At 72.4% G+C, this 22,197-nt stretch carries 27 protein-coding genes; 6 read left to right on the forward strand and 21 right to left on the reverse strand.

From position 1 onward, the window contains the following. Positions 1-106 precede the first annotated feature (106 nt). Together ACIRYZ_RS17920 and ACIRYZ_RS17925 are read right to left on the reverse strand one after the other, a co-directional pair. On the reverse strand, positions 107-1,408 hold the full coding sequence (locus tag ACIRYZ_RS17920; protein WP_402945253.1) for a TerD family protein: 1,302 nt from the start codon (positions 1,406-1,408) through the stop codon (positions 107-109). A 222-nt stretch (positions 1,409-1,630) separates the two neighbouring features. Further along, positions 1,631-2,920 (reverse strand): hypothetical protein, encoded by a 1,290-nt coding sequence (locus tag ACIRYZ_RS17925; RefSeq protein ID WP_402945044.1) that lies wholly within the window; start codon positions 2,918-2,920, stop codon positions 1,631-1,633. Between the two features lie 343 nt (positions 2,921-3,263). Here ACIRYZ_RS17925 and ACIRYZ_RS17930 point away from each other — a divergent pair, with 343 nt between their 5' ends. Next, complete coding sequence (locus ACIRYZ_RS17930; protein WP_387618362.1) at positions 3,264-3,767, forward strand: SsgA family sporulation/cell division regulator; 504 nt, start codon at positions 3,264-3,266, stop codon at positions 3,765-3,767. On the opposite strand, the gene ACIRYZ_RS17935 is transcribed toward ACIRYZ_RS17930, so the two are convergent. The 3 genes from ACIRYZ_RS17935 to ACIRYZ_RS17945 all read right to left on the reverse strand — a co-directional run bounded on the left by ACIRYZ_RS17935 (position 3,683) and on the right by ACIRYZ_RS17945 (position 6,970). Then, positions 3,683-5,257 carry a GAF domain-containing protein gene (locus ACIRYZ_RS17935; protein WP_402945047.1) on the reverse strand — a complete coding sequence of 525 codons (1,575 nt, stop codon included), beginning with the start codon at positions 5,255-5,257 and terminating at the stop codon, positions 3,683-3,685. The two genes, ACIRYZ_RS17930 and ACIRYZ_RS17935, sit on opposite strands and share 85 nt — an antisense overlap. 151 nt (positions 5,258-5,408) lie before the next feature. After that, positions 5,409-6,563 carry a M56 family metallopeptidase gene (locus ACIRYZ_RS17940; RefSeq protein WP_402945256.1) on the reverse strand — a complete coding sequence of 385 codons (1,155 nt, stop codon included), beginning with the start codon at positions 6,561-6,563 and terminating at the stop codon, positions 5,409-5,411. After that, the gene (locus tag ACIRYZ_RS17945) at positions 6,563-6,970 is read right to left on the reverse strand and encodes a BlaI/MecI/CopY family transcriptional regulator (protein WP_402945049.1); all 408 of its coding nucleotides are present in this window, start codon (positions 6,968-6,970) and stop codon (positions 6,563-6,565) included. The genes ACIRYZ_RS17940 and ACIRYZ_RS17945 overlap by 1 nt, the downstream gene beginning before the upstream one ends. A gap of 115 nt (positions 6,971-7,085) precedes the next feature. Between ACIRYZ_RS17945 and ACIRYZ_RS17950 the strand changes: the two genes are divergently transcribed. From ACIRYZ_RS17950 to ACIRYZ_RS17960, 3 genes are all read left to right on the forward strand, one after another. Next, positions 7,086-7,754 (forward strand): DedA family protein, encoded by a 669-nt coding sequence (locus ACIRYZ_RS17950; RefSeq protein WP_402945051.1) that lies wholly within the window; start codon positions 7,086-7,088, stop codon positions 7,752-7,754. Next, positions 7,754-8,416 (forward strand): phosphatase PAP2 family protein, encoded by a 663-nt coding sequence (locus tag ACIRYZ_RS17955; RefSeq protein ID WP_402945054.1) that lies wholly within the window; start codon positions 7,754-7,756, stop codon positions 8,414-8,416. The genes ACIRYZ_RS17950 and ACIRYZ_RS17955 overlap by 1 nt, the downstream gene beginning before the upstream one ends. Positions 8,417-8,579: 163 nt before the next feature. Next, entirely contained in the window at positions 8,580-9,095 is a 516-nt protein-coding gene (locus ACIRYZ_RS17960) for a pyridoxamine 5'-phosphate oxidase family protein (RefSeq protein WP_387618348.1), read from the forward strand. 1 nt (position 9,096) lies between these two features. On the opposite strand, the gene ACIRYZ_RS17965 is transcribed toward ACIRYZ_RS17960, so the two are convergent. The 4 genes from ACIRYZ_RS17965 to ACIRYZ_RS17980 form a co-directional block, all read right to left on the reverse strand. Then, positions 9,097-9,756 carry a hypothetical protein gene (locus ACIRYZ_RS17965; RefSeq protein WP_402945057.1) on the reverse strand — a complete coding sequence of 220 codons (660 nt, stop codon included), beginning with the start codon at positions 9,754-9,756 and terminating at the stop codon, positions 9,097-9,099. Positions 9,757-9,838: 82 nt separating this feature from the next. Next, positions 9,839-10,765, reverse strand: coding sequence for a hypothetical protein (locus ACIRYZ_RS17970; RefSeq protein WP_402945060.1), 927 nt, complete (start codon positions 10,763-10,765; stop codon positions 9,839-9,841). After that, positions 10,762-11,433: a hypothetical protein gene (locus ACIRYZ_RS17975; RefSeq protein WP_402945062.1), complete on the reverse strand. Its 672-nt coding sequence runs from the start codon at positions 11,431-11,433 to the stop codon at positions 10,762-10,764. Before ACIRYZ_RS17975 ends, ACIRYZ_RS17970 begins: the two co-directional genes overlap by 4 nt. Then, positions 11,423-12,439: a hypothetical protein gene (locus tag ACIRYZ_RS17980; protein ID WP_402945264.1), complete on the reverse strand. Its 1,017-nt coding sequence runs from the start codon at positions 12,437-12,439 to the stop codon at positions 11,423-11,425. Before ACIRYZ_RS17980 ends, ACIRYZ_RS17975 begins: the two co-directional genes overlap by 11 nt. On the opposite strand from ACIRYZ_RS17980, the gene ACIRYZ_RS17985 reads away from it, so the two are divergent. Together ACIRYZ_RS17985 and ACIRYZ_RS17990 are read left to right on the forward strand one after the other, a co-directional pair. Further along, the gene (locus ACIRYZ_RS17985; RefSeq protein ID WP_402945064.1) at positions 12,381-12,683 is read left to right on the forward strand and encodes a Scr1 family TA system antitoxin-like transcriptional regulator; all 303 of its coding nucleotides are present in this window, start codon (positions 12,381-12,383) and stop codon (positions 12,681-12,683) included. The two genes, ACIRYZ_RS17980 and ACIRYZ_RS17985, sit on opposite strands and share 59 nt — an antisense overlap. Then, positions 12,683-12,883, forward strand: a complete 201-nt coding sequence (locus tag ACIRYZ_RS17990; RefSeq protein WP_402945066.1) for a DUF397 domain-containing protein — start codon at positions 12,683-12,685, stop codon at positions 12,881-12,883. Before ACIRYZ_RS17985 ends, ACIRYZ_RS17990 begins: the two co-directional genes overlap by 1 nt. Before the next feature lie 51 nt (positions 12,884-12,934). Here ACIRYZ_RS17990 and ACIRYZ_RS17995 read toward each other — a convergent pair whose 3' ends face one another. The 12 genes from ACIRYZ_RS17995 to ACIRYZ_RS18050 all read right to left on the reverse strand — a co-directional run bounded on the left by ACIRYZ_RS17995 (position 12,935) and on the right by ACIRYZ_RS18050 (position 22,194). Beyond that, complete coding sequence (locus ACIRYZ_RS17995; protein ID WP_402945069.1) at positions 12,935-13,480, reverse strand: hypothetical protein; 546 nt, start codon at positions 13,478-13,480, stop codon at positions 12,935-12,937. Positions 13,481-13,608: 128 nt separating this feature from the next. Beyond that, a complete protein-coding gene (locus ACIRYZ_RS18000) occupies positions 13,609-14,133 on the reverse strand; it encodes a hypothetical protein (RefSeq protein WP_402945072.1) in 525 nt (174 codons plus the stop codon). 65 nt (positions 14,134-14,198) lie between these two features. Next, complete coding sequence (locus ACIRYZ_RS18005) at positions 14,199-14,768, reverse strand: hypothetical protein (RefSeq protein ID WP_402945073.1); 570 nt, start codon at positions 14,766-14,768, stop codon at positions 14,199-14,201. Continuing rightward, a complete protein-coding gene (locus ACIRYZ_RS18010) occupies positions 14,765-16,387 on the reverse strand; it encodes a hypothetical protein (RefSeq protein ID WP_402945075.1) in 1,623 nt (540 codons plus the stop codon). The genes ACIRYZ_RS18005 and ACIRYZ_RS18010 overlap by 4 nt, the downstream gene beginning before the upstream one ends. Positions 16,388-16,417: 30 nt before the next feature. Continuing rightward, positions 16,418-16,750: a WXG100 family type VII secretion target gene (locus ACIRYZ_RS18015; RefSeq protein ID WP_402945078.1), complete on the reverse strand. Its 333-nt coding sequence runs from the start codon at positions 16,748-16,750 to the stop codon at positions 16,418-16,420. A 94-nt stretch (positions 16,751-16,844) separates the two neighbouring features. Next, positions 16,845-17,474 carry a hypothetical protein gene (locus ACIRYZ_RS18020; RefSeq protein ID WP_402945081.1) on the reverse strand — a complete coding sequence of 210 codons (630 nt, stop codon included), beginning with the start codon at positions 17,472-17,474 and terminating at the stop codon, positions 16,845-16,847. Beyond that, complete coding sequence (locus tag ACIRYZ_RS18025) at positions 17,471-18,151, reverse strand: hypothetical protein (protein ID WP_402945083.1); 681 nt, start codon at positions 18,149-18,151, stop codon at positions 17,471-17,473. Before ACIRYZ_RS18025 ends, ACIRYZ_RS18020 begins: the two co-directional genes overlap by 4 nt. Beyond that, the gene (locus tag ACIRYZ_RS18030; RefSeq protein ID WP_402945086.1) at positions 18,141-19,460 is read right to left on the reverse strand and encodes a putative T7SS-secreted protein; all 1,320 of its coding nucleotides are present in this window, start codon (positions 19,458-19,460) and stop codon (positions 18,141-18,143) included. The genes ACIRYZ_RS18025 and ACIRYZ_RS18030 overlap by 11 nt, the downstream gene beginning before the upstream one ends. Continuing rightward, complete coding sequence (locus tag ACIRYZ_RS18035; RefSeq protein WP_380612222.1) at positions 19,457-19,756, reverse strand: hypothetical protein; 300 nt, start codon at positions 19,754-19,756, stop codon at positions 19,457-19,459. The genes ACIRYZ_RS18030 and ACIRYZ_RS18035 overlap by 4 nt, the downstream gene beginning before the upstream one ends. Positions 19,757-19,990: 234 nt before the next feature. After that, entirely contained in the window at positions 19,991-20,311 is a 321-nt protein-coding gene (locus ACIRYZ_RS18040) for a DMT family transporter (RefSeq protein WP_402945089.1), read from the reverse strand. Between the two features lie 7 nt (positions 20,312-20,318). Beyond that, positions 20,319-21,014: an HAD family hydrolase gene (locus ACIRYZ_RS18045; protein ID WP_402945091.1), complete on the reverse strand. Its 696-nt coding sequence runs from the start codon at positions 21,012-21,014 to the stop codon at positions 20,319-20,321. 94 nt (positions 21,015-21,108) lie between these two features. After that, a complete protein-coding gene (locus tag ACIRYZ_RS18050) occupies positions 21,109-22,194 on the reverse strand; it encodes an ABC transporter ATP-binding protein (protein WP_387618311.1) in 1,086 nt (361 codons plus the stop codon). Positions 22,195-22,197 lie beyond the last annotated feature (3 nt).

A 22,197-nucleotide genomic window follows, 5' to 3' on the forward strand; every position in this document is an offset into this window, starting at 1 on the left:
GCAGGGGAGAGTGCGATTCACCCCCCTGAGGATCAATCGAGTCGATCCGTGGACGACTTGATGCCTCAAAGGGGTGAAATCGCGGGCGTGCCCGTGACGTTGCCGTCTAGAGCAGAGCGGCGGAGGGCTCGATCATCGCCCGGGCGGTCTTGCCGTCGACGTACTCGCCGAGCGCCGTCATCTCCCACTCGCCGGAGGGGCGGCGGACCAGCTTGCACATCACCACGCCGGTGTGCGCCTCGGAGTGGGTGAGGTCGAAGCGGACCAGCTCCTCCTCGGTCCGGACGTCCACCAGGCGGCAGTAGGCGTTCCGCACCTCGGTGAACTTCTGGCCGGAGAAGGAGTTGACCACGAAGACCAGCGCGTGGACCTCGGCCGGGAGGCCCTCCAGATGGACGGTGATCGCCTCGTCGTCGCCGCCGTCACCGCCGACCAGGTTGTCGCCGGAGTGGGCGATCGCGCCGTTGAAGATGTTCAGCTTCATGAACCAGGCCGTCTCCAGCCGCTTGTGCTGGGCGTCGAAGGCCAGGCAGGAGGCGTCCAGGTCGATGTCGCGGCCGCGGGCGGCGGACTCCCAGCCGAGCGCCATCCGGACCGAGGAGAGGAAGGGGCGGCCGTTCTTCACCAGGGAGACGGAGCTGCCCTTGACCAGGTTGACCCGGCCCTTGTCCAGGGTGACCTTGGGGCGGTCGGCCGGGGTCGGGGGCGCGGCGGGCGGCGCGGGCGGGGCCGGGGGGAGTGGCGGGGCGGTGGCGAGGGCGATCCGCGGGTCGACCGGCGGGGCGGGGCTCATCGGTGGAGCCGGTGGCGCAGGGGGGACGGGCGGCAGCGGCGGGGCGGCCGGGGAGGTGATCTGGACGGTCGGCGTGCTCGGTGGGATCGGGGTCCGGGTGTGGGCGGCGGCCGGGGCGGGGGAGTCGTCCACGCTGACGCCGAAGTCGGTGGCGATGCCCGCCAGGCCGTCGGCGTAGCCCTGACCGACCGCGCGCACCTTCCAGGACCCGTTGCGCCGGTAGACCTCGACCACGATGAGCGCGGTCTCCAGGCCCAGCCGGGGCGGGGTGAAGGTGACCAGGACGGCCCCGGTGTCGGTGTCCCGGACGGTGGCGGTCGGCTCGATCCCGGCGAAGGTGGAGGACTGGTCGGCCGGGCTGGCGGTGACCACGATCTTGCTGATGTCGGCGGGGACGGCCGGGGTGTCCGCGGTGATCGCGTCCGGCGCGCCGGCGGCGGCCGGGCGGAGGCTGACGCCGGGCCCGTGCGGGGCGTTGAAGAAGACGAAGTCGGCGTCCGAGCGGACCTTGCCGGTGTCGGTCAGCAGCAGGCCGGAGACGTCCAGCGCCTTGGGCGCGGTGACCTCGACGGTCACCCGCGCGGCGGTCAGCGGTGCGTTGCCGCCTTGGGTCAGGACGGTGGACAAGGACTCCTCCTCGGGTGCGGAACGACGGCCCGGGCCGGGGCCGGTGGGGCCGCCGGGCCAGGTGCTGCCCACAGTAACGAACGGGGGTGCGGGGATGAGCCCGGCCGAAGCGCTGAGCTGCCTGATCGTCGGAACATCGGATCAGTCGACGGGAGTGGTGGCCGACGGCGGGTCAGCGTGGTGGCTCAGCGGGGCGCGAGTGGTAGTGACTCAGCGGGGTGCGGGTGCCAACGGCTGGGTGGGCAGCGGCAGTAGCCGGCCGAAGCCGCCGAGCGCGGCGACCGCCCGGGGGTGTCCGATGCCGAAGGCGGCGGCGTTCCAGCTCTCCGCAGGGGGCGACTTGCGCACCGGGCCGAGCGGTTCGGCCGGCCGGGTGCCGCGTACGGCGAAGCTGTACTGGCCGGGCTCGACGTCCGTCCCGGGCGGGGTGGTGAAGCGGTAGACCAGGCTGCCGCGTTCCTGTTGGACGGTCACCACGGCGCCCGGAAGATCGGTCCAGGCGGCACTGCTGCCGTGGGCCAACTCGCCCGGGGCGAGCCGGAATTCGGCCTGCAGAGCGGTGACCGGCTCGGCCACGGCGAGGTTCAGCGCGTGCCGGAGGCCGTCGCGCCCGAGCGGGGTGATCCGGCCGGCGCCGGTCAGGGCCCGGTCGGCCTCCGCGTCGGCGGAGTCGGTGGAGGCGGCCGAGTTGGCCGACTTTGCGGAGTTGGCCGAGTTTGCCGCGCCGGCGGAGTCGACGGCACCGGGGGCGCCGTCGGTGCCTCCGGCGGCGCCGTTGTCGCCCGGGACCGCGGCGGCGGGCGGTGGCACCGGGCGGGCCGGTGCGGGCGGGGCCGGCTGCTCCGGTGCGGTGTGGGCCGGGGCGAGCGGCCGCAGGCCGCTGGGCTGCGGTGACGGCGCGCCGCCCGGCTGCCCGGTGCCGGACACGTCGGCCTGCGGCTGCCCGCCCGCCGGTCCGTCGGTGGGGGTGGGCGGCTGCGCCGAGGGCGAGGGGCCGGCGGCGGTGCCGGTGCCGGGGGTGTCCGCCGAGGGCCGGGGCTCGTGTCCGGTCGAGGCCTGCCCACCGGTCGAGGGGGTGACCGGGATCGACGTGCCTGCCGGGAGTCTGGCCGGGGGTGCGGTGGCGGCGGCGTTCGCCGGGGCGGACGGGTGCGCCGAGGGGTGTCCGGTGGGCCGGGAGTCGTGCGGGTGACCGGATGGCACGGGGGTGGCCGGGGTCCGCTCGGCGGCGGCCTCGGCCTGGTCGGTGGCGCTCGGGGTGGGCGGCGGGGTGCTGCCGACCCGGGCCACGCCGGCCCGCCGGCCGATGCCCTGCTGCTCGTTGAGGAGGAGGGTGGTGGCGATGCTGATGCCGACGACGGTGGACATCGCCATGGCGGCGCCGGAGAAACGCAGGGTGGGCAGCCGGAACCGGCCGCCGAAGGGGCGCGGCCGACCGTGTCGACCGTGCCGTTCGGGCTCGTGCCGCACGTCCCGCGCGGTGTCCTCGCGCGCAGCCAACCGGACCCCTCCCTCCCCGAAGTCGCCGTCGCGTCGGCCGTATTCTCCCACGCGCTGCCGCAGGGCCCGGATCCGGCCGGTTCGCACCGGTTCCGCCGCGGGCCCGCGCCGGGAGGGGGAGAGCGTACCAGCGGGCGGCCGGACCGCGGACAATATCCATCCATTTTCCGGACATCCGTTCGATGAGCGGAAGTTGACGGTCCGTCTGGCCGTTCCGTCCGACCCTTCGGTAAGGGGTGTTCGGCCTGGACGGGGATTATTGCAACCCCCTTGCAACCCTTGCCTGTCCGGTCGCCGGTGGCGCAGGCTGGTGGTATCCCGCGCCGTTCCCGGAGAGACCGTCATGTCGCCCGACCCGCTGTCCGCAGCCTCCAGTGCCCCCCTCGCCGCCACCCCCACGGGCGGCGATGGGGGCGGCTCCACCGCCGCTCCGGCGGCGGTGGAGGAGGTGCTGATGCTGCGGATCTCGCTGGGCGAGGAGGTGGTCGGCGAGGTGCGCACCAGGTTCCGCTTCGAAGCCTCGCACCCGTACGAGGTACTGCTGACCTTCCATCTGGGGCGGCCGGACGAGGCGGACTGGGTGTTCTCGCGCGATCTGCTGCGTGACGGCCTGCGCTCGCTGAGCGGCCAGGGCGACGTCAAGCTGTGGCCGGCCTACTGTCCCTGTCACGGCTCGACGTTGCACCTGGCGCTCGAATCCCCGCACGGCAGCGCCCTGTTGGAGGCCTCCAAGCCCCGGGTTCAGGCCTGGCTGGACCGCACCTACGCGCTGGTCTCCGCCGAGGAGGAGCGCGACTGCGGGCCGACCGACGACCAGCTGGCCGCGCTGCTCGCGGGCGGCGGCTGAGCACCGGCGGTACTGCCCGGACCGCCCGTCCTGCCTGCACTGCCCGGACCGGCCGGACTGCCTCCTGCAGATCCTGCGGAGCGCGGTGGCGGGACGGGCGCCGCGGCGCCCGGCAGCCGCACCGTGCCCGCCGCGAGCCCGGCCCGAAGCCGCCGGACCGCCGGGGCGGTGGAGGCGGGCAGCAGGTCGTACGGGTCCTCCGGCCCCTCGACGGTGACCAGCACCGAGTCGGCGAAACGGTACGGCCGGTGGGCCAGCAGCCCGCCCAGGTAGCGGCGCAGCCGGGACAGCTCGGCCCGGACCGTCACCGTCCGCCCCGCGTCGCCGAACAGCGCCTCGGCGAGCTGGGCCGCGGTGCTGCCCTCGCACGAGGTGGCCAGCAGGAGCAGCAGTTCGGCATGGCGCGGGCTGACCGGGTGCGACCAGCTGTCGGCCGCGCCCCGGACGAACAGTTCGGCGCGGTCCGGGCGCCGCAGGTCGAGCCGGAGCCGGGCACCCGCGGCCTGTTCGGCGCTCACCGTGCCGGAGCCGTCCGCCTCGGGCGGGCGGACCGGGCGCACCAGCCAGCCGTCCGCGAGCGGTTCCAGCACACACTCGCCCAGGCCGGGCACCCAGTGCACGGCCGCCGGGGCCCAGCCCTCGCTGGGCACGCGCAGCCGGCTGGGCGGCGGCAGTCCGGCCGCGGCGGCGGTCCAGCCGGCCGCGTCCACCACCAGGGCCGGGCCGCCGACCCGGGCGAGCAGCGGGGCGGCCAGGGTGCGCAGCTGGTTCAGCGCCTCCAGCCGGTGGGCGCGCAGTTCGGCCTCGGCGAGCCGGGCGGCGGTGGCGGTGAGCTGGAGCAGGAACGGGCGGACGTTGTGCGCCGGGCCGCTGAGGTTGATCGCGCCGACCAGGCGTCCGGTGGCCGGGTCGTGCACGGGCGCGGCCACGCAGGTCCAGGCGTGGTGGCTGCGCAGGTAGTGCTCGCCGGAGTGGACGTGCATCGGGCGTTGGGCGCGCAGTGCGACGGCGATGCCGTTGGTGCCGACGCTCTCCTCGATCCAGCGGGCGCCGGTGACGAAGCCGATCCGGTCGGCGCTGCGGCGCAGCCCTCGTGCGCCGTCCTGCCAGAGCACGTGGCCCTCGGAGTCGGCGACGGCGAGGATCAGCGGGGCCGGGTCGGACGGTCCCAGCAGGGTCTCGCGCAGCACCGGCAGGACGGTGTCCAGCCCGCTGGCCCGGCGGCGCCGCTCCAGTTCGGCGGGGCCGAGCAGGACGGTGGCGGCGCCGGCGTCGGGGTCGAGGCCGAGGCGGCGCAGCCGGGCCCAGGAGTCGCCGATCTCGGGGCGGGGTTCGAGCAGGCCGGTCCCGGCGGTTCCGCCGGTCTCGGGCACGGTGAGTTCGCGGGCGGCGGCGTCGGCGAGGGTGCGGTCATGGACCTTGGCCAGCTCCGTCGCGGTCGGCGGGGTGCGGCGCTCTGGTCGTCGGGACTGCCGTCCGGTCTGCCGCACTCGCGTTGCTCCTCGCCGCCGTTCGAGGGCGCGCCGGGGTCGACGCGCTGACGAAAGCGTACGGGTGCGGTGGGCCTGTGGGCATGGGGTCCGCCAAGTCGCCGGACCGGTCGGTACGGAGACCGTCCTGAGGCGCCTCAGCGCTCGTGCTCTAGTGCTGGGCGCCGGGTTCGTGCTGGGCGGCCTCGACGGTGTGGTGCAGGTCCGCGGTGGCCTCCAGGGTGGCGCCGGTGGTCAGCGCCAGGCAGGTGGCCAGGGCCAGGGCGACGGCCCGCAGCAGGGTGCCGGGGGTGGCGGCGGGGCGGGGCTGGAGCAGCGCCGCGACCCGGCGGGGGACCGGGCCGGAGTGCGCGGCGGCGACCAGCCGGGGCCGGGCCGGCCAGGGCGAACGGTTCGCGGCGAGGGCGGCCCGGCCGACCGCGCGAGCGGTCACGGCGCGGTCGCCGACCCGGGCCGCTGCCACCTCGTCGGCCCAGCGCTCCAGGTGGTACCCGAGGGGCGCGCGCAGCGGGCGGAGCGCCGGGTGGAGGTCGGCGGCGTGCTCGGCGACAGCCAGGAAGACGTGGTGGCGGGCGGCCAGGTGGGCGCGCTCGTGGGCGAGCAGGGCGGAGCGCTCGGGCCCGCTGAGGGCGCGCAGCATGCCGGAGGTGACCACGATCCGGCCGGGCTCGCCCGGTCGGCCGGGGCGGCGCAGGCGGCCGGGCAGGGCGAAGGCGTCGGCGCGGTCGTCGTCCAGCACGGTGAGCGGGTGGTTCTCGGGCCGTGACAGCACGGCGGTGAGCGGGTTCTCGCCGGGCCGAAGCCATCGCGCGGCGCGCGCCCGGCGCATGGAGGCGCGCCGGGGGCGCATGTCCGGATGCTGGTCAGTGGCGTCAGCAGCGGCGTCGGCAGCGGCGTCGGCAGCGGCGTCGGCAGCGGCGTCGACGGGCGACGCGGTGAGCGGGGTGAGCGCGGGCAGGGCGGCCCGGGCGGTCCGCAGGTCCAGCCGGCGGCGGCGGGCGGTGCGCACCGCCAACGCGGCGAGCGCGGCGAGCACGGGAGCGGCCGCGGCGGCCGCGAGCGGGGCGTCCGGGGCGGCGGCGGTGAGCCAGGGCAGCGAGAGGTGGCCGAGGGCGGCGACCGGGGGCAGCTGGAGCAGCCCGGCGGCCGCGAGCAGGCCGAGCGAGCACAGGGTGCCCCCGGCCAGGACGACGGCGGTGCCGGCCAGCAGCCAGGCGGCCGCCCGGGGCGCCAGCGACTCGGCGAGGCGGCGGGCCAGCGGGGCGGCGAGGAAGGGCAGCAGCAGCGGGGCCCAGACGGTGAGCATCACGGGGTGCCGGCCCCCGGTCCACCCGACGGTCCGGGCGCGCCGTCGCCGAGCAGTTCGCGCAGCAGCTGCTCGTCCTCGGCGGAGAGGTCGGAGACGAAGCGGGCGAGCACGGTGGAGCGGTCGGCCTCGCGGCCCAGCTCGGTGTGCATCCGGCGGGCGGCCAGGCCTGCGGTGTCCTGGACGGTCGGGGTGTAGGCGTAGGCGCGGCCGGCCCGGGTGCGCTCGACCGTCCCCTTGTCGTGCAGCCGGGCCAGGATCGTCGCGATGGTGGTGCGGGCGAGGTCCCCGCCGAGCGCCGTCTGGACGTCCTGCGGCGTCATCGGCTGCCGGGCCGACCAGAGGGCGGCCAGCACCTCGGCCTCCAGCTCCCCGGCGGGCCGGCGGGCGGACGGTACGTCGGGCATGGCGGCGCTTCCTCCAGGATTCGTCTACAGTCGTGTAGACCGTCTACGTCACTGTAGACGGTCGGGGTGGGTTCCGCTGGGAACCGCCCTCCAACGTACGGGAGGTCCGCCAGCCTTGCTTCAGTTCCCCGCAGATGCGGCCGTTCACCTCGCGGTGAACCCGTTGGACGCGTCCTCGCTGCTCGCCGCCTTCGGCGCGCTCGGCATCGCCGTCGTGCTGTTCGCCGAGACCGGCCTGCTGGTCGGCTTCTTCCTGCCCGGCGACTCGCTGCTGTTCACCGCGGGCCTGCTCTGCGTGCCCGGCGCCACCAAGGGCCCGCAGCTGCACCTGTGGCAGGTGCTGCCCGCCGCCCTGGTCGGGGCCCTGCTCGGGGCCCAGGTCGGCTACGTGATCGGCCGGCGCGGCGGCCGGGCGCTGCTGCGCCGCACCAAGCGCAAGAGCCTGCTGGAGGGCGTCGAGCGGGCCGAGGAGCTGCTGGGCAGGTACGGGCACGGCAAGGCGATCGTGCTGGCCCGGTTCATCCCGGTGGTGCGAACGGTGCTGAACCCGCTCTGCGGCGTGCTGGAGGTGCCGGTCCGCTCGTTCACCTTCTGGCAGGTGGCCGGCGGTGCGCTCTGGACGGTCGGCGTGGTGCTGGCCGGGTACGGGCTCGGATCCTCGATTCCCAGCATCGACCGATATCTGCTGCCGATCATCGGTCTGGTAGTAGTTGTCTCCGTGCTCCCCATTGTTCTTGAACTGTTCCGCGCCCGTAAGGCGCGCCGTCACGGAGGTGACGTGTGATGTCCTCTCGGGCTCTGGCCGTCTACGACGGCAGCGGCATCGACGGCAGCCTGTACACCCGGGTCAACGGGTGGGTGCAGTCGGCGCCGCACTGGCTGAACGACGTGATCAAGGTCTGGTCGGCGATCGGCCTCGGACTGTTCGCGCTCTTCATGCTCCACGCCTGGTGGCGGGCGCGCGGCGCCGACTCCGTGGTGATGGCCAGGGTGCTGGCCTCGCCGGTGATCGTGGTCGTCGCGTTCGGCGTCAACTCCGTCCTGAAGAGCATGGTCGACGAGCTCCGGCCCTGCGCGCAGATCCGCGGCAGCGTCCCGCTGGAGACCTGCCCGGCCGCCACGGACTGGTCCTTCCCGAGCAACCACTCGGTGATCGCCTTCGCCGCCGCGATCTCGCTCTGGTTCGTCAGCCGGCGGCTCGGCGCCGTCGCCACGGTCTTCGCGGCGCTGATGGCCGCCTCGCGGGTCTGGGTCGGCGTGCACTACCCGCACGACGTGGCGGTCGGCGCGCTGGTCGGCATCGTGGTCGCGCTGGTGCTGGCGCCGCTGGCCGGGCGCTGCGGGCCGCTGGTGGACAGGATGCGCTCGGGCGCGCTGCGTCCGCTGCTGGGCCCCGGTGCGATGCCGGTGGTGGCCCGCGGGTACGCGTCGCACCGGGCGCGGTAGTACACGGCAGTACCGAGTCCGCAATCCGCTGTGCCTCTTGTCCGGTTTCGGACGGCGGGTGGAGCATGTGAGCCGGGCGTGGGGCCCCTTCCAGGGGCGCCCGCCCGGCTCAGTCGTGCTCGGGGCGGGAAGGCACCGGGCGTGCCAGCGGAGGGAGTGCCGAATGCCGTACCGACTCGACATCACGCAAGGGGACTGGCCGGGCGACCTGCTGCACAAGGGCGTCGAAGGGCTGCTCGCCGAGGCCATGGTGCTCACCCTGGCCACCGCCGGCCACGAGCACGGGCCGCACGCCAACCTGGCGTTCTTCGCGTACGACGACGACCTCGTCCTGTACTTCGTCAGCGAGCGCTCCACCCGGCACAGCCACCACCTCGCCGAGGAGGCCCGGGCCGCCGCCACCGTCTTCCTGCCGCCGCCGGTCTTCGGCGAGCAGCTGCGCGGGCTGCAGCTGACCGGGAGCGCCGGCGAGGCCTGGGGGCGGCAGGCGGAGGCCGCGCTGGCGGCGTACCAGGGGCGCTACCCGTCCTTCGCGCAGGACGAGGAGGTCCGGCGGCAGTTCCTCACCGGGGGCGGGGCGGCGGCGCTGTACCGGTTCCAGGTGGAGGAGCTGACGGCGGTGGACGAGCCGAACTTCGGGCGGCGCAACTACCTGCGGGCGCGGGTGGCGCGGGGGTAGTTCACCGCTGGGGGCGGGCGGCGTCGCGGGGGGTCCCGCCGACGCTGCCCGCCCGGCGGAACGGGACCCGGCGCGGGCGGCCGTTGCGGACCACCGCCACACCGAGTCCGGCGACGGCGGCCATCAGGGCTGCGTTGAGGGCGGCGGCGATGGTCAGGTGCTCGGAGAGGTCGATGCCGTCCGGGGCCAGCGCGGCCGCGACGCCCTCGGGGTCGTAGCGGATCAGCATCCGATCACCGACCGCGTGCGAGTGCAGGCCCCCGTACACCGTGCCGTTCGGAATCGGCAGACCGAGCTCGCCGACCAGGTCGTACGTCGAGTTCGGGTGCTTGTCGTGCGGTGAGTCGTGCGCCGCCGCGATCCGGGCGGTCACGGTGATCCCGCGGGAGTCCAGGATCACGGCGTCCCGGGCCGAGAGCACCTCCCCCAGCGCGCCGCCCCACAGTGCCACCGACACGATCGCCACCCAGCAGCCCACCACCCCGACCAGCCGGATCACGCCCACGATCCAGGCGATCCCGATGGCCGGCCCGAGGAACCAGGCCAGCCCCGAGCTGACGTACGTACTCAGCAGCACCAGCCCGAACGTGCCCGTCGGCACCGCCGCCACCAGCGCGGCCGTCAGCGCGATGGTCCCGCGCCGGGATCTCGTTCTCGCCATGCTTCCCCCAGTCCCTCGGTCGCTCCTCGGTGTGACGGGGCGGAAGCGTACGCCGGGATCGTGGCGCGCTCGGGGCGGGGTGTCAGGTGGTCGCGCACAGGTAGGCGCCGAGGGCGATGGTGACGAGTGCGACGGTGAGGACGGCCCGGCCGCGGAAGACGTTCTTCGCCTTGTCGTCGTCGAACATGCCGAAGAACCCCGACATGACGAACAGGTAGGCGACGCCGGCCATGACCGTCAGCGTGAGGTCGAAGCCGAGGGCGAGCCGGAACAGCCCCAGCCACGCCGCCGAAAGCACGGCGGCGACCACGACGAACGGCCACCCGGTGAGCGCGCGGAACCGCTCCCGGGCGCGCTTCCAGCGCGCGGCGAGGCGGCGACGGGTCGGGCCGGGGGGTCGGGGAGGGCGTGGCTTGCGGGCGGCCCAGAACACGATGCCGGCGATCACCGCGTTGAGGCCGATGGCCCCCCACAGCGCGGCCGGGGAATCGGCCTCACCGGGGAGCTTGGGCGCGACCCGGCCGGCCGGGTCCACTCGGACGACGACGGTGTCGCCGGGTTTGAACCGGTGGGAGTCCTGTTCGAGGTGCCCGCCGGGAATATCTTCGGCCGGATGCTTCGGGAAGAGGGTGTACGTCCAGGTCTCCCCACCCCGGAGCGACTTCTCGACCTTCTCGAACATGACGACGGTGGTCACGTTCCTACCTGAACTCAGGATCAGATTCTCGTAGGCGGTGACGCCCGCCCCGCAGGCCATGAGAAAGATCAGGATCACCAGGCCCACTACCGCGCCCAGATCCCTGGTCCCGAACTCACGCAAGCCCGCGATCCCCACGGCGATCACCACGAGGTACACGACCCCCACACCGAACGCCAGGAGCCCGCCAACGTACACGTCGGCGAGAGCGACACCGGCGAACAGACAGGTCAGAACAGCGATGAGGGCGAGCGCGTGAGGGAACCGGCGGCGGTCGGCATGGGTGGCCTCGTCGGACTGTGTGATCGTCAACCGAACGCCTTCCGGATGTTGTCCCACCGCTCGGGCGGCAGGTCGTCCAGCGCCTCGTCCCGGGGCGGGTAGAAGGATATGCCGTTGATCGCGGCGGCCACCGTCGGCAGCCACTCCTCCCAGTACTCGACCTGCTCGGTGGTGAAGACGGCCGCGACCACGTGTGGACTCCACGGGTGCGGGATCAGGAACTCCACCTGCCGCACGGTGGTGGCGGTCGTCTCCGGCACCCCGTAGATCGCCCCCGGCACCGGTACCAGTACGTCGCGGACGGTCACCGTCGTGCGCCCGACGGGCAGCTCGAGCACGCCGACATCGGCCTCCGGCCAGGCGGTGGCCAGTTGCTCGGCGACCCGCTGGGGGTAGCTGCCCGGTGGGCCGAGCTCCTCCGGCCGGATGAAGACGGTGAACACACCGAGGACCGGCGAACCGTCCGAAGCCCGGGCCACCCGGGCGGACAGATGGACGGCGTCCTCGCGCAGCTGGGCCCGGAGGGCGATCTCGGAGGCGATGACGAGGCTGAACCTCTGCTCGGGGGCGGTGTCGGAGAAGGTGGCGGCCAGGCCGTCGGCCATCCGTTCCATCCGGTCGCGGAGTTCCTCGGCCAGGTCGACGGCGGTGAAGCCGTCGGGCGGGGAGAGCCAGAGCGAGGGCGTGTCAGCGGCCATTGCCCGTCATCCATCCGTACAGCCCGAAGGCGTTGCCCACCGCGAGGACTCCACCGACGGCCTTGGCCGGCTTGCTGCCACCCCACGCCATGCCGGTGCCGCCCATGACATTGGCGGCGCCGGTGGTGTTGTTCACCGCGTCGTTGAGGTCGTCGCTCGGGTTGTCCTTGACGAGGGTCACTGCGGTCGGTGCGGTCAGGGCGAGCGAGGAGGCGGCCTGGACCCCGTCGGAGAGGTCCTGGGCGGTCTTCAGCGGAACTCCGCACTTCAGGGCCGGCTTCTCGACCGCGACCCGGAAGAGCGGGTTCTGCGGGTCGAGATACTTGACCTTGCTGACCCCGGACGCCACCTCGCGGGCCCCCGCCTTGGCACCCGCGGCGGCACTCGCCTTGAAGCCCACCTTCACGGCGGTGACCCCGCCCTTGGCCGCTGCTCCCACCAGCGGAAAGGCGCCGAGGATGTCCCCGGACAGGGTCAGGTAGTTGCCGACCTTGTCCCAGGTCGGGGGCCACAGCCCCTTCGCTCCGTACTGCGCGGCGTGCGCGCCCGCAGCGGCCAGACTCAGGGCGACGGCCGCCAGGGCGAGCGGCGGGAAGAAGATCGCCGCGACGCCGGCCACGCTCGCTGCCACCGTCAGCAGGTCTGCGCCGTGCTTGCTGAACCAGTCGCCGGCCTTGTCCAGCCAGCCCGGCTCCGGCGGGGCCTTGCTGTCGGCGGCCTTGCGGATGGCGTCCGCCGCCTTGTGGGCGTCGCCGCTGTGGGTGGTCTGCAGAGTGGAGCCCTGGCTCTGGAGGTGCTGCAGTTCCTCGGTGGCGCTGCGGACGGTGGCGGCCGCCTCGTCGAGGTGCGTCTTCGCCGTCTTGTAACGGGTCGTGGCGGCGGCGAGGGAGGCATCGTCGGGGAAGCTCTGCCCGGCCAGCTTGAGGTCGGGGTTGGCGGCGGCCGCCGTGTGGGCCTGGTCGGCCTCCGCCTTGTGCTGCCGTGCGGCGACCGCGGCCAACATCAAGCTTCAGGTGGTGCCGTTCAAGGCTGGGTACCATCCGGCGATGGTGGGGTCGTTCACGGTGTTGGGGTTCGAGGATCCCAAGGTGGGCCCGATCGTGCACATCGGAGCGCTGGGTTCAGCGACGGTGATAGACGACCAGCAACGCGTTCGAATCTACGAGGAGGCCTGGACCGATCTGATGGGCACAGCCGCGAGCCATGACCGATCGATCACCATGATCAGGCAAGCAGCCAAGGAGATGTGATGCGTCTGCACGACCAGACGGCTGACTGGTTCAAGTCCAGTTACAGCAGCCAGCAGGGGGACAACTGCGTAGAGGCACTGCGGTTGTCCTCGGGGATCGCGATCCGCGACTCGAAGGACAAGAGCGGCCCGAACCTCCAGTTCACCGCGGAGGCCTGGCAAAGCCTCGTCGCGGGCATCAAGGCCGGCGAGCTCGGCTAGTTCGGAGCGTTGGCGGCTCCGGCTGGGCCGGAGCCGCCAACGAAGGCACCTTCAGCCGGCTGCGTTCTGCTTCGCGCGGTTGAAGCGGGCCCAGGCTTCCGCGTCGACCGCGTCCAGGGCTTGAGTGTCCAGTTCGACAACCGGGGTCGGGGACAGGTGCATGCGCCAGTTGCCGCGCGGCACCATGATCGGGCCGAAGTCGAGGAAGCCATTGGCGGAGAAGAAGCCGGAGCCACCGCGCTCGTAGAGGCGAAGCTCGGGCTCGAAGGGGTCCGGCAACGGGCGCAGTTCTACCCCGGGCGTGCTGGTCAGGGCTGCCCACTGGACGGCGGCCGCACCGCTGTCCACGGCGTACGACCAGCCGCAGGCATCGTCGATGAAACCCTCGATGTCCGCGATCACCGCATGGTCGGCACGGACGTCGGGGTTCACGATTTTCGCGAGGTCGATGAAGGGCCACCATTCGGTGTCTCCGTAGGCGTTGAGCCAGAGCGCGGCCCGCCGGAAGTACTCCTGCATCAGCGCGGCGCGGGAGAAGCCCTTCTCGAAGGTGTCGCCGGACGGCTTCCAGTTGATGGCTTTCAGGCGGTCGACCATCGACTGCACAGCGTCGGAACTCACTTGAGGCCTCACGTTTGGCCCGAGTGCTCGGGTGGTTCGGAGCGTTGGCGGCTCCGGCTGGGCCGGAGCCGCCAACGAAGACACTTTCAGTCTGTTGCGGTCGGCTACCCGCGGTGGAAGCTGGCCCGGCCTTCCCTGTCCAGGGCATCCAGGGTGTCGGGGTCGAGGGCGGTTGCGGGCTCTGCGGAGAGATGCTCACGCCAGAGATTGATCTGTACTCGAATGTTAGCGAAGTTGAAGGCCCGACTGTCGTCGATGATGACTTCTCCGCCTCGCTCGTACATGAGGATGAGAGGCTCGAACGGATCCGGCAGGTCCGGAAGTTGCACTCCCGGAGTATCCCGAAGGGTTGCCCATCGTACGGCTGCGCGACAGACGAACTCGGCCGAGACGCCGTCGACGTGCTCCTCGATGTACTTCTCAAGCCGCTCGGCCACCTCAGGGTCCACCCGGACGTCCGGGGCGAGGGCCCCCGCGACGTCGAAGTAGGGCCACCTCGGCGGACCACCCAGAACCTCCGCCCAGAGCGCGGCCCGGCGAAGGTACTCGACCATCAGCCACGCTCGGGAGGTCGCATGTGCGTTGCGGCCTTCCATGCTGACCCAATTGATGTCGACCAAGCGTTCCATGACCGCGTTGGTGAAACTTGTGTTCATCGGCGCGCCGCCACTCCAGGACGGGCTATGGGGCGCCTTCAGTCGGCTGCGTTCTGCTTCCTACGGTGGAAGCGGGCCCAGCCTTCCGCGTCGACCGCGTCGAGGGCCCGGTCGTCCAGTTCGATGACCGGGGTTAGAGACAGGTGCTTCCGCCAGGTGCTGCGAGGCACCATGGTCATGCCGAAGTCGACGAAGCCGTTGGTGAAGCGGAAGCTGGAGCCGCCGCGTTCATAGAGGCGGAGCAGGGGCTCGAACGGGTCTGGGAGCGGGCGCAGTTGCACCCCGGGGGTGCTGGTCAGGGCGGCCCACTGAACGGCGGCGGCGCCGCTGTCCATGGCGTACGACGAGCAGGAGGCTTCGTCGATGAATTCCTCAATGTCCGCGATCACCGCCGGGTCGGCACGGACGGAGGGGTCCACGATCTCCGCAAGGTCGAAGAAGGGCCACATTTGAGGCTCTCCGTAGGCGTTGAGCCAGAGCGCGGCTCGCCGGAAATACTCCTCCATCAGCGCGGCGCGTGAATAGCCCCTTTCGATAGCCTCGCCAGGAGACTTCCAATTGATGGCCTTGAGGCGATCGACCATCGACTGCACAGCATCGGAACTCACTTGAGATCGTAACCTTTCGCACGGAGATGGGATTTGATTGCATCGACCAGAACATCGAGATTCGAGAGATCGTCAGCGATCGGAACGGACGGAACCTCGATACCGTATTTCTTCCAGATCCAGAGTGAGCTGGCTACGTTATCGGTCGAGAAGTCAAGCTTATCAAAGCTATTGGGTGCCATCTGGTGGGCGCTGAAATGTTCGGGGTGGGCTTCCGGTCTCGCGCCCACCCAGCAGTCGGGGTGACTGGGAAGGTATGGGAGGCCGGCTTCGAAGAGCTTGGCCTCCACATACTCGTGGGCTATGACGGAGCGGATGATATCGATTTTGTCGCTCGGCGCGGGGAAGCCCTTCACGACGGCGTTCCAGCGTCGCGCAATCTCCCACTCGGGTTCAAAATAGACATCTTTCATGACGTTTTCCTCGCCGGGGCCGACTTGAACGTCGTGGCGATCCACCATGAGATTCTTCTTTGCGATTTCAACAATCCGGGGATCGACTTTGCAGTCCGTGGCCACCTCCGCTATGTCGTCGGTTCTGGTGCGGTATTCCTCATACATCTTCACGGCCTTTGGGTTGATGCCCGTACTGCTCTCCGGATCGTACACATACCGCGATCCGGAGTCGGATACCCATGGCTCGGGAGCGCCACTAGGCTCGCGCGAAAAGCCGTTAGCCTCGGCCCCGGTGAAGCTGGGGCGACGCTTCGGGGTGCTTCCCGGCGCGGCCGCGCCGCCGACGGCGCCGACGATGAGGTCGAGCGGCATGACGGGGCCGGTCTTGAACGTGGTGTCGTAGCCGTAGGTGAGGCCAGCGCCAACGGCCATGCGGCCGGGCATGGTGTCGGCGGCGTTGGCGACCTTGGCGAGGCCGGCCAGGGCGACGGAGGCGTTCTCGGCGCTCTCGGCGGCGTTGGCGACGACCCGTCCGCTGGCGCCGAGGCCGCCGCCGGCAGCGCCCATGATGCCGCCGGTCTCGGCGGAGTCGACGGCCTCGGTGAAGCTGTAGCCGCCGTCGTCGAAGAACTCCACCCGGATCGGCTGGGCGACGGCGAGGTCGACGGTGATGGCCTCGACGGCGCCGAAGGCGGCGCCGACCAGGACGGTGGCGGCGATGGTGGCGATGGCCCCGGAGACGGTGACGCCGACCGATGCGGCGGTGGCGACGATGCCCGCAGCGGTGGCGGCGGCGATGTCCGCCGAGATGCTGAAGGTGACGATGGCGAGGGCGGTGCCGACGACCAGGGTGCCGCCGACGATCGCGGCCTCCTCCTCCAGCTTCTTGATCGCCTTGTCGACCTCGTGGGCGAAGTCGCGCAGCGCCTTGGCCAGGCTGCGGCAGGCGTCGGCGGTCTCGGGCAGCCAGCCCTTGCCCTTGCCCGCGCTGTCCTTGCCGCCGTAGTACTGGCCCCAGAACTTGCCGAAGGCGTCGATCGCGGGGCCGTGGTTGTTGGCGACGATGGCGGCGGCGGCCTGGTTGGTGGGGACGGTGACGTTGTCGATGGCGGTGGCCATCGCCTCCCACGCGTCGGCGACCTTGCGGAGCTTGTCCGGGTCGGCGTCGGGCCACCACATGCCGGTGACCTTCTGGACGGCCTTCGCGACCTTGGACTCACCCATCCGCCGCCCCCGTCCGGGAATGGGCGCCGGTCATGCCGACATGTCCTTCTTGACCTTGTTGTCGGCACCGGTGTGGTTGTCGGCGTGGGCGTGCAGCCCCTCGTTGATGCTGTTGATCCCCTTGACCAGGACGTCGAGCGCGGAGAGCACGTGGTCGTGCGGGGTGTTGTAGGCAGCCGCGAACTCGTTGCCCTGCTTGTCGCTGCCCCAGGGGGCCCCGTCCTCGGTGAGGCTCTTCTTGAGCTTGTCGAGCGCGTCCTTGAGCGCCTTGCTCTGGGTCTCGAAGGTCGGCGCGGCGTCCTTCAGGTCCCCCGGCCGGAGCTTGAACTCCGGTCCGCCGGCTTTCGCTGCGTCATCTGGCATGGCGTCAACCCCCGTATTGTCCGTTCATCAAAAAGCGCGAAGGACAGGACGACAGGACGGATGACAGGGTTTCAGTGAGGCGGTGTGACGCGGATCACGTGCCGGAGGGATCGAACGCGGAAGGGGCCGGCCGGGCGGAGAGGCCGACCCGGAGCACCGCGGCGGAGGAGGCGAGCAGCACGACAGCGGCCCAGAAGAGGTCGGTGCCGAGGTCGATCTGCTCGGGGCGCTTGGGGCGGGCGGTGCCGTCGGGGTCGATGCGGACGGTGACCTGCTCGCCGATCCGCAGGTCCTGGTTGTGCTGGTTGAGGCGGCCGCCGGGGACGGGAGCGCCGTCGTCGGTCACCAGGCGGTAGTCCCAGGAAGGGCCGCGATTGCCGGGTGTCCGCTCGACGTCGACGACCCGGGCGGTCACCGTGGGGCCGGCGCTCAGCACCACGTCGTCGCGGACGTTGCCCGCCGCTGCCGCCGCGATGAGGAGCGCGAGCGGGGCGATCAGGGCCGCGAGGCAGCCGCGCGTCCCGCCGGCCAGGCGGCCGAGGCCCGCCGCCAGGACGGCGGTGCCGAGCACCAGGGCGCCCAGGCCGGCCGGCCAGCCGTACGACCCGTAGGCGGCGGCGATGCCGACGATCGACAGCGGCGCGGCGAGCGCGAGGGCGATCGTCAGCGGGATCGAGCCGCGGCGGGGCTCGGCCTTGGACGTCACGGACGTCGTGACGGTCAACCGAAGGCCTTCCGGATGTTGTCCCACTGCTCGGGCGGCAGGCTGTCGAGGCTCTCGTCCCGGGGTGGGTGGAAGGAGATGCCGCGGAATGCGGTGGCGAGCAGCGGGAGCCACTCGGACCAGTGGTCGAGGTCCTCGGTGGTGAAGACCGCGGCGACCACGTGCGGGCTCCACGGGTGCGGGATCAGCAGTTCGAGCTGACGCACCGTGCTGACGGTGGACTCGGACACGCCCCACACCACGCCGGGCACCGGGACGGCCAGGTCGCGGGCGGCGAGCGCGGCGCGGCCGAGGGGCAGGTCCACCACGCCGACGTCGGCGTCCGGCCAGGCCTCGGCCAACTCCTCGGCGGCGCGGTCGGGGTAGCTGCCGCGCGGGCCGAGTTCCTGCGGGCGGACGAAGACGGCGAGCATGCCGTGGATCGGCTCGCCGTCCCCGGCCCGGACCAGGCAGCTGGAGACGTGGACGGCGCCCTCGCGCAGCTGGGCCTGCAGGGCGGTCTCGGCGGCGATGACGGCGCTGAGCTTCTGCTCGGAGTGGGCGTCAGGGAAAGCCGAGTCAAGGGCCGTTGCCGTCCGGGCCATCCGGTCACCGAGGTCCTCGTCCAGGTCGACGGAGGTGAAGCCCGCGGGCAGGGTGAGCCAGAGCGACGGGGTGGGAGTGGTCTCAACGGCCATAGCCGGCTGCCCATCCGCCCATGCCGAGCAGGTTGCCGACGGTGGACACGGTTCCGACGATGACGTTGGCCTTGCCGCCGCCGGCGGCAAGGCCGCCCGATCCGACGAGGTTGTTGGCGCCGGTGGTGTAGTTGACCGCGCTGGTGAGGCCGTCGCTCGGGTTGTCCTGGGTGAGGGCGTACGCGGTCGGGGCGTTGAGTCCGGCGGTGGTGGCGGCCTGGACACCGTCGGAGACGTTCATCGCGGTGGCCTTGGAGAGCCCCAGTTCGACGGCGGGCTTCTCGATCGCGGTGGTGAAGAGCGGATTGGCCGGGTCGACCGCGCGGGCGGCGGTACGGACCTCGGTCGTTCCGGCGCTCACGACGCCGCGCACGCCCGCACCGGCGGCGCTGGCCTCCCGGGCAGCGGTGACGCCCTTGGCGGCGACACCCACACCGGGGATCGCGCCGAGGACATCGCCGCCCAGGGTCAGCCAGTTGCCGATGTTCTTCTGCGGCGGCCACAGCTGGCCCTTGGCGGCGTACTGGGTCGCGTGGGCGCCCGCGGCCGCGACGCTCAGCAGGATCGCCGGCAGGGCGAAGGCCGGGAAGAAGATCGCCGCGACGCCGCAGACGCCCGCGGCCACCGTCAGCAGGTCGGCGCCGTGGTTCTTCAGCCAGTTGCCGACCTTGCTGAGCCAGCCCGGCTCCGGTGGGGCCTTGCTGTCGGCGGCCTTGCGGATGGCGGTGGCGGTCTTGCGGGCGTCGGACTTGTGGCCTTCGGCGAGCTCGTGGGCCTGGCTCTGCAGGCCGGTGAGGGTCGAAGTGGCGCTGTTGACCAGCCTGGTGGCCTCGTCGAGGTGCTTCTTGGCGGCGGTGTAGCGCTGTTCGGCGGCGGCGAGGGAGGCGTCGTCAGGGAAGCTCCTGCCAGCCAGTTCGAGGTCGGGGGCGGCGGCCGCGGTGCGGTGGGCCTGTTCGGCCTGTTCCTTGCCCTGCTTGGCGGCGACCGCGGCGCGGGCCAACTCGGCGGCCTTGGGCTGGTGTTCGTTGAGCGTCTGGTACCAGGTGTCGAGGGCCTGGTAGGCGGCAGTGATGGAGTCGGCGGCGTCCTGGAGGTAGCCGGGGAGCTTGCCGAACTGGGCGGCGAAGGACTTGGCGGCCTCGCCGGTCCACTGGCCCTGGTTGTCGGAGATCTGGGTGAGCGTGGTGTGGACGCCGGTCAGGTGCTGGGAGACCCGGCGCAGGCTGCCGCTGAGGCCGGCCACGGCGGTGGGGTCGCCGGGGGCCGGGTTGAAGCCGAGGCCGGACCAGTCGGGCTTGGGATCGGTCATGACTGCCCCGCCGCCGGGGTGAGGGCCTTGGTGATGCTCTTCTCGGTGCCGTCGTAGGACTGCGCGACCTTGTCCAGGCCGTCGTCGAGGACCTTGACGCACTCGCGGACCTTCTTGAGGCCGTACTCCCACTTCTCCTGGAAGTGCTTGCCGGCGTCCTCCAGGAAGTCGAAGCCGAGTCCGTCGCGGCTCGCCTCCTTGAGCGCCTTCAGCCCCTGGTCGAGTTCGTCGCCACAGCCTTTGAGGTCCTTGGCGAGCTTGGCCAGGAACTCGGGACTGACCGTGAAATCGGCCATTTTCTCCCCCGATGCGTCGGTTGTCGGACGGGCCGAGCATAACGCCGTTGGTGCGTGGGCGATCCGCGCTGCCGGGTCCCGGCCCGTATGCACACGGGATCCTTGCGCGGAGGTGGCGTGGTTCCGACGTCGGCGGCGCGAGAAGCCGCGCTCTGCGGCAACGAGCGGGCCGGGGTGGGAAGTCGGTGCGTCCGACTCCCACCCCGGCCCGGTGGAACATGATGTGACGATACGTCAGTGACTGCCCTTGAGGTTGAGCACGACCACCCCGACGATCACCAGCGCGAGGCCCAGCCACTGCAGCCTGCCCAGCGACTCCCCGAAGGCGACCACGCCGATCCCGGCGACCGCCGCCGTCCCGGCGCCCGACCAGACCGCGTACGCGACCGAGACCGGTATGTGCTTGAGGGCGCGGCCGAGCAGGTAGAAGGAGAGCGCGTAACCGATCCCGACCCCGATGCTGGGCCAGAGGCGGGTGAACCCCTCGGTGAGTTTGAGGCAGCTGGTGGCGCAGACCTCGCTGATGATGGCGAGGGCGAGCAGGAGGTAGGACATGTCGCTGTCAAACCGCCGGCGCGGCGCAGAGCTTCCCGAGCAGCGCGAGGTCGACCTGCTCCAGGCTGGTCAGCAGGGTGATCCGGTCGCCGGCCGGCATCGGGACGGCGGTGGACGGAACGGCGAGCACGGCGCAGCCGGCCGCGGTGGCGGAGGCGACCCCGGTCGGGGTGTCCTCGACGGCGACGCAGACGGCCGGGTCCAGGCCCAGTCGCTCGGCGGCGGCCAGGTACGGGTCGGGCGCGGGCTTGGTGCGGGCGGTGTCCTCGGCGGCCAGGGTGACCTTGAACCAGTCGCGGCCGATCGCGGAGAGCACCAGGTCGACCACCCGGCGCGGGGAGGCGGAGACCAGTGCGGTGGGCACCCGGGCCTCGCGCAGCGCGGCCAGCAGGGCGAGCGCGCCGGGGCGCGGCACCGTCTCGGCGGCGACCTTGGTGGCGAAGGACTCGCCCAGCCGGGCGGCGAGTTCGGCCTCGCCGAGGGTGGTGCCGCTGACCTTGTGCAGGTGGGCGGCGGTGTGCTCGACGGCCTGGCCGAGCACCTCGGGGGCGTCCTGGTCGGTGAGCGGGCGGTTCAGCTCCTCGGCGAGCTCGGCGGCGGCCTGCCACCACAGTTGCTCGGTGTCGACCAGGGTGCCGTCCATGTCGAAGAGGACGGCGGAGGGGAGTGCGGGCACGGTTTCGGGCATGGCGGTTTCAGGCATGGCGGTACCTTCGGTGCTTCTTCGGACGGTGCAGGGGCGGTGGAAGACCCTCGGCGGCGGGACCCTTCGCAGGGGATTCTCCCGCAGCGGGGGCTCAGGCGGTTCGGCGGTCCACCAGCACCGGGCGCTCCGGCAGCGTGAGGTCGGCGCGCGAGCCGGCGGGCAGGGCGGCGGCGGCCTCGGTGGGCAGGTCGGCCTTGACCTCGGTGCCGTCGTCCAGGCGGACGGTGAGCCGGGTGACGGCGCCCAGGAAGGACGCGGTGATCACCAGCGCCGGGCCGTTCTCGGACGGGGTGAGGGTGACGTTCTCCGGGCGGACCAGCACCTGCAGGTCGCCGTCCGCCGGGATCGCGCCGTCCACCGCGTGCCGGCGGCCGAGCACCTCGACGCCGTCCGAGGTGCGGGTGCACGGGATGCGGCTCATGGTGCCGACGAACTCGGCGACGAAGGCGGTGGCCGGCCGGCCGTACAGCTCGGACGGGGTGGCGCACTGCTCCAGCTTGCCGGCACGCAGCACCGCGACCCGGTCGGCCATCGACAGCGCCTCTTCCTGGTCGTGGGTGACGAACAGGGTGGTGATGCCCAACTCCTGCTGCAGGCGCCGGATCTCCTCGCGCAGCTGGAGGCGGACCTTGGCGTCCAGCGCGGACAGCGGCTCGTCCAGCAGCAGCACGCGCGGCTGCAGGGCGAGCGCGCGGGCCAGCGCGATGCGCTGCTGCTGGCCGCCGGACATCTGGTGCGGGTAGTGCCCGGCGCGGTGCGGCAGGCCGACCAGCTCCAGCAACTCCTCGGCGCGCTTGCGGCGTTCGGCCTTGCCGGTGCCGCGCATCCGCAGCCCGAAGGCGATGTTGTCCAGCGCGGTCAGGTGCGGGAAGAGGCTGTACGACTGGAACACCATGCCCGCGTCGCGCTTGTGCGCCGGGATCGAGGTGATGTCCTGGCCGTCGACCAGGACCTCGCCCGAGTCGTGCTGCTCGAAGCCGGCCAGGATGCGCAGCGCGGTGGTCTTGCCGCAGCCGGACGGGCCGAGCAGGGCGACCAGCTCACCGGGGTGGACGGTCAGGTCGAGGCCGTCGAGCGCGGTGGTGGCGCCGAAGGAGCGGCGCAGCGAGCGGAACTCGACGGTGGCGCTGCCCGGGGCGAGCGCGACGCCGGTGACGGGGGCGGTGGCCGTGGTCATGAC

It is taken from the genome of Kitasatospora sp. NPDC101155 (genome assembly GCF_044768305.1).
Taxonomy (GTDB): domain Bacteria; phylum Actinomycetota; class Actinomycetes; order Streptomycetales; family Streptomycetaceae; genus Kitasatospora.

Excerpts from the sequence above, each read along its gene's own strand:
- ACIRYZ_RS17930 (WP_387618362.1), top strand. The coding sequence starts at position 3,264 with ATGTCGCCCGACCCGCTGTCCGCAGCCTCCAGTGCCCCCCTCGCCGCC.
- ACIRYZ_RS17940 (WP_402945256.1), bottom strand. The coding sequence starts at position 6,563 with ATGCTCACCGTCTGGGCCCCGCTGCTGCTGCCCTTCCTCGCCGCCCCG.
- ACIRYZ_RS17945 (WP_402945049.1), bottom strand. The coding sequence starts at position 6,970 with ATGCCCGACGTACCGTCCGCCCGCCGGCCCGCCGGGGAGCTGGAGGCC.
- ACIRYZ_RS17955 (WP_402945054.1), top strand. The coding sequence starts at position 7,754 with ATGTCCTCTCGGGCTCTGGCCGTCTACGACGGCAGCGGCATCGACGGC.
- ACIRYZ_RS17960 (WP_387618348.1), top strand. The coding sequence starts at position 8,580 with ATGCCGTACCGACTCGACATCACGCAAGGGGACTGGCCGGGCGACCTG.
- ACIRYZ_RS17965 (WP_402945057.1), bottom strand. The coding sequence starts at position 9,756 with ATGGCGAGAACGAGATCCCGGCGCGGGACCATCGCGCTGACGGCCGCG.
- ACIRYZ_RS17975 (WP_402945062.1), bottom strand. The coding sequence starts at position 11,433 with ATGGCCGCTGACACGCCCTCGCTCTGGCTCTCCCCGCCCGACGGCTTC.
- ACIRYZ_RS17990 (WP_402945066.1), top strand. The coding sequence starts at position 12,683 with ATGCGTCTGCACGACCAGACGGCTGACTGGTTCAAGTCCAGTTACAGC.
- ACIRYZ_RS17995 (WP_402945069.1), bottom strand. The coding sequence starts at position 13,480 with ATGGTCGACCGCCTGAAAGCCATCAACTGGAAGCCGTCCGGCGACACC.
- ACIRYZ_RS18000 (WP_402945072.1), bottom strand. The coding sequence starts at position 14,133 with ATGGAACGCTTGGTCGACATCAATTGGGTCAGCATGGAAGGCCGCAAC.
- ACIRYZ_RS18010 (WP_402945075.1), bottom strand. The coding sequence starts at position 16,387 with ATGGGTGAGTCCAAGGTCGCGAAGGCCGTCCAGAAGGTCACCGGCATG.
- ACIRYZ_RS18015 (WP_402945078.1), bottom strand. The coding sequence starts at position 16,750 with ATGCCAGATGACGCAGCGAAAGCCGGCGGACCGGAGTTCAAGCTCCGG.
- ACIRYZ_RS18025 (WP_402945083.1), bottom strand. The coding sequence starts at position 18,151 with ATGGCCGTTGAGACCACTCCCACCCCGTCGCTCTGGCTCACCCTGCCC.
- ACIRYZ_RS18030 (WP_402945086.1), bottom strand. The coding sequence starts at position 19,460 with ATGACCGATCCCAAGCCCGACTGGTCCGGCCTCGGCTTCAACCCGGCC.
- ACIRYZ_RS18035 (WP_380612222.1), bottom strand. The coding sequence starts at position 19,756 with ATGGCCGATTTCACGGTCAGTCCCGAGTTCCTGGCCAAGCTCGCCAAG.
- ACIRYZ_RS18040 (WP_402945089.1), bottom strand. The coding sequence starts at position 20,311 with ATGTCCTACCTCCTGCTCGCCCTCGCCATCATCAGCGAGGTCTGCGCC.
- ACIRYZ_RS18045 (WP_402945091.1), bottom strand. The coding sequence starts at position 21,014 with ATGCCTGAAACCGCCATGCCCGAAACCGTGCCCGCACTCCCCTCCGCC.
- ACIRYZ_RS18050 (WP_387618311.1), bottom strand. The coding sequence starts at position 22,194 with ATGACCACGGCCACCGCCCCCGTCACCGGCGTCGCGCTCGCCCCGGGC.